The 7939-nt window shown below is 30.8% G+C and carries 11 protein-coding genes; 3 read left to right on the forward strand and 8 right to left on the reverse strand.

Going from position 1 to position 7939, the window contains the following annotated elements; all coding sequences use genetic code 11:
* Positions 1–7: 7 nt before the first annotated feature.
* From UXY25_RS01395 to UXY25_RS01415, 5 genes are all read right to left on the reverse strand, one after another.
* Positions 8–1183 carry an AI-2E family transporter gene (locus UXY25_RS01395; RefSeq protein WP_320814206.1) on the reverse strand — a complete coding sequence of 392 codons (1176 nt, stop codon included), beginning with the start codon at positions 1181–1183 and terminating at the stop codon, positions 8–10.
* 9 nt (positions 1184–1192) lie between these two features.
* Complete coding sequence (locus UXY25_RS01400; protein WP_320814207.1) at positions 1193–1606, reverse strand: hypothetical protein; 414 nt, start codon at positions 1604–1606, stop codon at positions 1193–1195.
* An 8-nt stretch (positions 1607–1614) separates the two neighbouring features.
* Complete coding sequence (locus tag UXY25_RS01405; RefSeq protein ID WP_320814208.1) at positions 1615–1956, reverse strand: hypothetical protein; 342 nt, start codon at positions 1954–1956, stop codon at positions 1615–1617.
* Between the two features lie 161 nt (positions 1957–2117).
* Complete coding sequence (locus tag UXY25_RS01410) at positions 2118–2624, reverse strand: hypothetical protein (RefSeq protein ID WP_320814209.1); 507 nt, start codon at positions 2622–2624, stop codon at positions 2118–2120.
* Positions 2625–2745: 121 nt separating this feature from the next.
* The gene (locus UXY25_RS01415; protein ID WP_320814210.1) at positions 2746–2970 is read right to left on the reverse strand and encodes a YtxH domain-containing protein; all 225 of its coding nucleotides are present in this window, start codon (positions 2968–2970) and stop codon (positions 2746–2748) included.
* 279 nt (positions 2971–3249) lie between these two features.
* On the opposite strand from UXY25_RS01415, the gene UXY25_RS01420 reads away from it, so the two are divergent.
* A complete protein-coding gene (locus UXY25_RS01420; RefSeq protein WP_320814211.1) occupies positions 3250–3768 on the forward strand; it encodes a hypothetical protein in 519 nt (172 codons plus the stop codon).
* 68 nt (positions 3769–3836) lie between these two features.
* On the opposite strand, the gene UXY25_RS01425 is transcribed toward UXY25_RS01420, so the two are convergent.
* The 3 genes from UXY25_RS01425 to trxA all read right to left on the reverse strand — a co-directional run bounded on the left by UXY25_RS01425 (position 3837) and on the right by trxA (position 4887).
* Positions 3837–4049, reverse strand: a complete 213-nt coding sequence (locus UXY25_RS01425) for a DUF2892 domain-containing protein (protein ID WP_320814212.1) — start codon at positions 4047–4049, stop codon at positions 3837–3839.
* Positions 4050–4073: 24 nt separating this feature from the next.
* Positions 4074–4463: a rhodanese-like domain-containing protein gene (locus UXY25_RS01430; protein WP_320814213.1), complete on the reverse strand. Its 390-nt coding sequence runs from the start codon at positions 4461–4463 to the stop codon at positions 4074–4076.
* A 121-nt stretch (positions 4464–4584) separates the two neighbouring features.
* Positions 4585–4887, reverse strand: coding sequence for a thioredoxin (gene trxA, locus UXY25_RS01435; RefSeq protein ID WP_320814214.1), 303 nt, complete (start codon positions 4885–4887; stop codon positions 4585–4587).
* 134 nt (positions 4888–5021) lie between these two features.
* Here trxA and hemN point away from each other — a divergent pair, with 134 nt between their 5' ends.
* Positions 5022–6386: an oxygen-independent coproporphyrinogen III oxidase gene (hemN, locus tag UXY25_RS01440; RefSeq protein WP_320814215.1), complete on the forward strand. Its 1365-nt coding sequence runs from the start codon at positions 5022–5024 to the stop codon at positions 6384–6386.
* An 84-nt stretch (positions 6387–6470) separates the two neighbouring features.
* Positions 6471–7826, forward strand: coding sequence for a DEAD/DEAH box helicase (locus tag UXY25_RS01445; RefSeq protein WP_320814216.1), 1356 nt, complete (start codon positions 6471–6473; stop codon positions 7824–7826).
* Positions 7827–7939 lie beyond the last annotated feature (113 nt).

The following is a 7939-nucleotide window of genomic DNA, read 5'->3' on the forward strand; positions in this document are numbered from 1 at the left end:
GTTGTATTTACTTGAATTTTTTAATATTAAAAGTAAAAGCTTCTATTTTACAATATAAATTTTGCTTTCCGTTTTTAATAATAGATTGCGTTTTTAAAGGCATAGTAGGTAAGGTATCGCCCAATAGAAATCCCCAAGGTTTTAAGGACCCAAAATGGTCAAATACAACTTTCACAACGGCAAGGAGTGGAATTGATAAAAACATCCCTGACACTCCCCATAATGAATTTCCTGCAATTACTACAATAATAGCAAAAAGTGCATTTATTTTTACTTTAGAAGAAACAATTAATGGGACAATTAAGTTATTATCTATTATTTGAATAATTGTATAGAACAACAAAACATAAAAGGCAAATAGGCTTGTTGTTTTTGTTGCTAAAGCAACCATCATTGGTAACGCTACTGCAACGATACCTCCTATATAAGGAATTACGTTGAGCAATGCGCCGAGAATACCAAGCAAAATGGCATATTCAATGTCAAGAAATAAAAGGACTGTAATATTTAGTACAGCTACAATAACAGCTTCAATTATTAATCCAGCCAGATAACTATGAATAACCGTTTTGGTCTCAGAAATAATTCTACTTATTCTTTTTTGATCTCTAGAAGCAAATAGTCTATGAATAAATTCAATTAGTAGTTTGTTATAAAATAAAAGAATAAAAACATAAACGGGAACCAATAACATTATCATTATCCAGTTGCCTACTGCAAAAAGTGTTTGACCAACTTCATCATTGCTGAAACTAAGAGCATCTTCTTGGGCTTTTGTAATCCATTGACGAACTTTCCAAGGACTTAAGTCAAAATACCTGGAAGCCCAGTTTGTAGCTTCGTTGAGCATCAAAGTAAGTTTATCTACAAGAAGAGGCCAAGATTTACCAAACTCTCCAAGTTGTCTAAATATAATAACAGCAATAGTAGCAGTAATTAAAAATGTAAGTAATAACGTAAAAATAATAGCAACTACCCTATTTATCTTTATTCGAACAAAAAAGTTTACAATAGGATGAAGTAAAACTGCAATCATTACTGAAAAAATTAGCGGTACGATTATGTCCTGAGCAATTGACAACATATTAATAAGCACGTAAAAACCTATTAAAATAATAGTAATTTTTATGTATAACGGTAATACGTAGGAAGTATTTTTATCAACCTTTGAAAACGGAGTCATATTCATAATTTATTTTTCAGTTTCGTTATCTGCTTTCCTCTCATCATTTGAAGCGCCCTTAAGCATATCAAAAAATTTATTTCCTAATGATATAATGGTATCGGAGTTTTTAGATACTACATTTGTAATTCCTGCAATTAATGCAGAACCAATCATATTTTTTAAAGGATGAAAGCTTTTACTTTGAAATATTTTTTTTGAAGCATAAACTGCACCTAATCCAACTGATGCGTTTAAAAGAGTATTTTTTAATTCGCTTGAACCTCTAAAATCTTTTATAGTATTAAGCAGAATATTTACTGGCTTTATACTATTGTATGCCAAATTTAATTGTTCTTTTAGTAATTTTTCTTCAATAAGTTGCTGCTGTTCTAATTGCTGAATGGCAGTCCTTAGATCTATTAGTGAAGTTATTTTTTTCATAGATAGAATTATTGAAGTGCTTTTGTAATGATTAAATCGCTCAAAGGCTTTTTAATCCAATTATGCAGAAAGAAATACAATACTATTCCAACAAGCAAATAAAACCCTGCAACAATAAAAAATCCATAATAGGATTTACCAAGTAATTCTCCTAGAAAAAGTGCAATTCCAATATTAAAAACAAGGGTAAACATAGAAAACATAAGGATAACAGTTAACCGAGATACTAATGAAGTAGTTACAACAGTTGTTGTTTCTAAAGCCTTGAGTTTTGAAAGTTGGTATGTGGTTTTTCCAAAATTTTCAGCTTTCTCAAATAATGATTCAAATGTATCTGAAGTAGTTTCCATATAAAATTATATTAATACTGACTTGTTTGTAAAAAAATGCGATAATATGTTTGAGTGTGTAGTATTCAGTGACCAATTTGTAAATTTGTTTAAATTAATACGGAAGTATTAAACTTTACTAAAATGGTCACTGAAGAAACACTCTGCTAAAAATTAGCTAATTATAATTTGAACGTTAAACCTAATTTCCCTCCAGCGAAAGCATTACCTCCACCAAGTTCAAGGTTTAATCCAATACTATTTGACAACTTAACTCTTCCTCCTACTTGGGCTCCTAAACCTAAACCATTACTATGTCTTCCGTCATAACCATCTGGAGATGACCAAGTATAGAAACCTACATTTGCACCTGCGTAAAAATCAAATTTTTGTGGTATTTTAAGTATTGAATTAAAATGATAATTTACATTTCCAGAAAAACCCATTACATTATGATGATATTCATAGTCCTTCCATTTTTCATTGTATGAACGGTAAGAGAATTCTCCACCTATTGTGAAATCTCTTGAAATACTATTATCTAATCCTATATAAAAAGGAACTCCCCATTCAGATAAACCAACTCCAACATTAAGTTGTGTGTTACCTTCTGGCAAATAACTTTGACTGAAAGCTGACCCTGAGGATAAAAATAATGCGATAATTGCTGTAAAAAATAATTTTTTCATCTGATTTGTTTTTGTTTTTTGTTTTTTCTCCTATTATATGGCTTTAGGAATTGCCCCGTTTTTTAATTGTTCCTGGTCTCCAATTAATATTTATAGTACCTATGCTTTTTTAAGCATTTTACTAATCTTCTATTTTAGTAGTTTCATCTTTTATATTTTCAATTTTACTTGAAACAGTTTCGATGAATTTGTTGAATTTCCCTTCTAATTCTTCAGTAAAATCTTTAGTCTTATTGGAAATTTTCTTTCTTGTAGTTGAGCCTTTTTCAGGAGCAAACAAAACTCCTAAAGCTGCACCAGCAGCTGCACTAGCTAACGCTACTAATATTACATTTGTAGATTTCATTTTTTGTTTTTAAATATTAAATAATTAATGAGTGCAAATATTCATTTAAGACGGTAAATTTGCATTACATAATTCCATATAAGAGTTACATTATTCACATATTTAAATCAAAACCTGTGCAAAATCAAGATGCTCACAATTAGTATTTTTAAAGAGATATACGTCAATTAAAAAGATGTGAAAGTTGTAAGTTTTACAAAAATATATGTAACACTTTTACTCTCAAAATTATTCAACTTTGTATAGTAATAATTCCATTACAACTTAAATTTAATCAGTATGAAAAATTTAAAAATATTAATGCTTTTTACAGCATTTTTTTTAATGAATATTACCGACACTAATGCCAAACTTAGTGTAAATGCAAATATCAGTTCACAACCATTATGGGGTCCTGTTTCATATGATCGTGTAGAGTATTATTATATGCCAGAATACGATATGTACTATAACTCTCCTAAAGCTCAATTTATTCATAGAAAGGGAAATAAGTGGATCTATTCAAATGCTTTACCATATCAATATAAAAATGCAAATTTATATTCAACTTACAAAGTGGTTATTAATGACCCTAAGCCATACTTAAAACATAATTTTTATTCAAAAAAGTATAAAGGGTATAAAAATTATCGTTCAAAACAAAGTAGTATTAGAGATAGTAAACACTCGAAGTATAAAGTGATAAAAAATCATCCAAGTCATTCAAAGAAAAGCGACAAACACATTAATATAAATAAAGGAAATATGAAAAAATCAATTCATAAATCTGGAAATCATAAACCTCAAAAAAAACAATAGCATAAAGAAAACAAAAAGCCCTTTAAACATTGTTTAAAGGGCTTTTAAATTTTATAAAAAACTATTTTCTATTTCTTTCTTTTCACTTTACAAGTATTCATTCCGAAAATTGCATACAATGGGCAAAATTGCATTGAAGAAGTAACAATAAGCACTAACCCTACAGCCAATAACCCCCATTTTAACCCACCTTCAAATGAACCTGAAAGAGCTAAAATAACACCTATAATTCCAAGAATAATTCGCAAAAAACGATCTCCGTTACCTACATTTTTTTTCATATCTATAAATTTATTGATTATTAGTTATTGTTCAATTAATTTCCCAGCATCATTCCAACTTGTAATTCCGCCGTCTAAGTCAGAAATGTTTTTAAAACCCTGTTCTTTTAAGTTCGACGCAGCTTTTGCGCTTCTCCCTCCCATTTTACAGTAAACCATTACAGGTTTTTCTTTGTCAAGTTTTGCTGTTTCAGCATCAAAACTGTCTCCAGTAACGTTAATGTTTATTGCGTTTGGCAAATGGCCTTCAGCAAACTCTTCTGGGGTTCTAACATCTACTAATTGAACATCTGCAGCTTGCATTTTTTGTTCAAATTTTACTGCATTTAAAACCTCTACTCCATCTGTTTTCGTTTTTAAACAAGAAGTTAAAGAGAATGCTAATAAAGCTAAAATTGCTATTCTAAATTTCATAAGTATATAATTATTGTTTTTTATTTGCGAATGGTATCGCTTTATTTATGATTGTTTTTACAACCATTTTGTAAATAGCGATTTCGTATGCTAAATAATTTGAAACCAATATACAAAAAAATTAATTCAAATGCTCTCGAATTATTCCAACTAACTCATTTCTACCTAAAACGCCTGATTGACGCCATAATAATTTTCCTTTTTTAAACAAAAGCATCGTAGGAACACCTCTTACCATAAACTCAGCAGCTAAATCTTGGTGTTGATCTACGTTTATTTTTATGATTTTTACATCATCATTTAAAACTGATTTAACTTCTTTCAAAATTGGCGCTAAAGTTTTACACGGTCCACACCAGTCAGCATAAAAATCAACCAATGTTAATTGTTCTTGACCTATTATTTCGTTAAATTTTGCGTTCATAATTTTAAATTTTAAAACAAATTTACAACAAGAATTAATCCAAACATGTAATATATGTTACATTTCTGTCAATATGACAATTATCATTTTTTAAACATTCAGACTACTCTACTTTTGAACTAAATTCATTAAGCATGCAAAATTCATTAGTACAAAAGTATAATGTTCCTGGGCCAAGGTACACCAGTTATCCTACTGTACCTTATTGGGAAGAAAATACATTTTCGTATTCTAATTGGAAAAACTCTTTTCTAGAGACATTTAAAAAATCTAATTCTACTGACGGAATTAGTTTATACATTCATTTACCTTTTTGTGAAAGTTTATGCACGTTTTGTGGTTGCCATAAACGCATTACTAAAAGACATGAAGTAGAAAATCCTTATATAAAAGCAGTTTTAAAAGAATGGGAGTTGTATTGTGATTTATTTGATGAAAAACCAATTCTTAAAGAAATACATTTAGGCGGTGGAACACCAACCTTCTTCTCTCCTGAAAATTTAAAAATACTAATTGAAGGACTTACTAAAGAAAGTGTTATTGCCGAAGAACATGAATTTAGTTTTGAAGGTCATCCAAATAATACATCTCGCGAACATTTAGAAACCCTATTCAATTTAGGCTTTCGCCGAGTTAGTTTTGGTGTACAAGATTATTCTGAGAAAGTGCAAAAAGCTATTCATAGAATACAACCGTTTCATAATGTTGCCAAAGTAACGCTATGGGCAAAGGAAATTGGATATACATCTATTAGTCACGATTTGGTTTTTGGACTACCATTCCAAACTCTTGAAGACGTTTTAGATACTATTGATAAAACAAATTCATTACATCCAGACAGATTAGCATTTTACAGCTACGCGCATGTGCCTTGGATAAAAGGAAACGGGCAACGTGGTTTTAATGATGAAGATGTTCCTAAAGATGATGCAAAGCGACAATTGTATGAACAAGGAAAAATTAAATTGGCAAAACATGGTTTTTATGAAATAGGAATGGATCATTTTGCTTTGGAAAACGATTCTATGTTTACTGCTTTTAAAGAAGGAAAACTGCATAGAAACTTCATGGGTTATACTACAACCAATACCAAATTAATGATTGGTCTTGGTACTTCATCTATTAGCGATAGTTGGACCGGTTTTGCTCAAAATGAAAAAGATATCGATACGTATTATGCTCGTTTAGATAATAATGAAATCCCGGTATATCGTGGGCATATTTTAAACGAAGAAGATTTATTAATTCGAAAACACATTTTAAACATCATGTGTCAGTTTCAAACTTCTTGGAGCCTAGAAGCAGAGAAATTTCCAGAATTAGAAGAAGTTTTAACGTCTTTAAAAGAAATGGAAAAAGACAAATTATTGCATATAAATAATAATCAATTGGTTGTAACCGAAAAAGGAAAAGCGTTCATTCGTAATATTTGTATGGCTTTTGACTTGCGTTTAAAACGAAACGCACCACAAACACAATTGTTCTCCATGACTATTTAGATTGCTTTCTAAAGTATGCTTTCTGAAATCTAAATTCTAACTTCTGATTTTAAAGTACTACCTTTGCAGCAAACGCATTTATACATGAAAACATTTCAGGATTTTGATTTACCAAAATCATTACAAAAAGCTTTAGACCAATTAGGCTTTGTTGCTCCTACTCCTATTCAAGCAAAATCATTCTCAGTGATATTATCAGGAAGAGACATGATGGGAATTGCTCAAACAGGAACAGGTAAAACGTTTGCTTATTTGTTGCCTATTTTAAAGCAATGGAAGTTTCAAAAAACCGATTCTCCAAGAGTCGTTATTCTTGTTCCTACTCGTGAATTAGTAGTACAGGTGGTTGAAGAAGTACAAAAATTAACCGAATTTATGTCGGTTAGAACATTAGGAATTTACGGTGGTGTTAACATTAATACCCAACGTAAAGACTTGGCTCAAGGTGTCGATGTTTTAGTAGGAACTCCTGGTAGAATGATGGATTTAGCTTTAGACAACGTTTTGCGTTTTGATGTGTTACAAAAATTAATCATTGATGAATTTGACGAAATTTTGAACTTGGGTTTCCGAGTGCAATTGACTTCTATTCTTTCTATGATGAGTGGAAAAAGACAAAACATTTTATTTTCGGCAACTATGACCGAAGATGTTGATGCTATTTTAGATGAATTTTTCGATTTTCCAGAAGAAGTTTCTTTGGCTCCAAGTGGAACGCCATTAGAACAAATTACTCAAAAACTATATCATGTTCCTAATTTCCTAACGAAAGTAAATGTGATTAAGCATTTATTAACGACAGATGAAAGTACTGAACGTGTTTTAATATTCGTAAACAACAAAAAATTAGTGGATGTTGCTTTCGAATTGATAAATGAAGATTTCCCAGAACAATTTGGTGTAATTCACTCTAATAAAACACAAAACTATCGTTTACAATCGATGGCGAGGTTTCAAAGTGGCGAATTGCGTGGTTTAATTACTACCGATGTTATGGCGCGTGGATTAGATATTTCTGATATTACACACGTTTTCAACTTACAATTTTCGGAAGTACCAGAACAATACATTCATAGAATTGGTCGTACTGGTCGTGCTGATAAAGATGGTATTGCTGTTAGTTTTGTAGCGCCTTATGAAGAAGAAAAATTATTGGCTGTAGAAGAGTTAATGAATCAAGAAATTGATGTTATTGAATTTCCTGCCGACATTATTATTGAAGAAAAGAAACTTGAGTTTGAGAAAGACAAACGTAAGCTAAAAGGAACCTCTAAAAAACCTATAGCTGACGAGCGTGGTGCTGCTTTCCATGAAAAGAAAGACAAAAACAAGAAAGTAAACCTTGGTGGACCTTCTAAAACAAAAACAAAAAAAACAGCTCCTCGTAATCGTGGTGTTGAAGCAAAACGTGCTGCGAAATTCAAGAAAAGTAAAAAGTAAGTGTTAACTGTTAGCTGTTAGCTGTTAGCTGTTAGCTGTTAGCTGTTAGCTGTTAGCTGTTAGCTGTTAGCTGTTAGCTGTTAGCTGTTAGCTGTTAGCTGTTAGCTGTTAGC

This window comes from Flavobacterium sp. (assembly GCF_034111225.1).
Lineage (GTDB): Bacteria > Bacteroidota > Bacteroidia > Flavobacteriales > Flavobacteriaceae > Flavobacterium.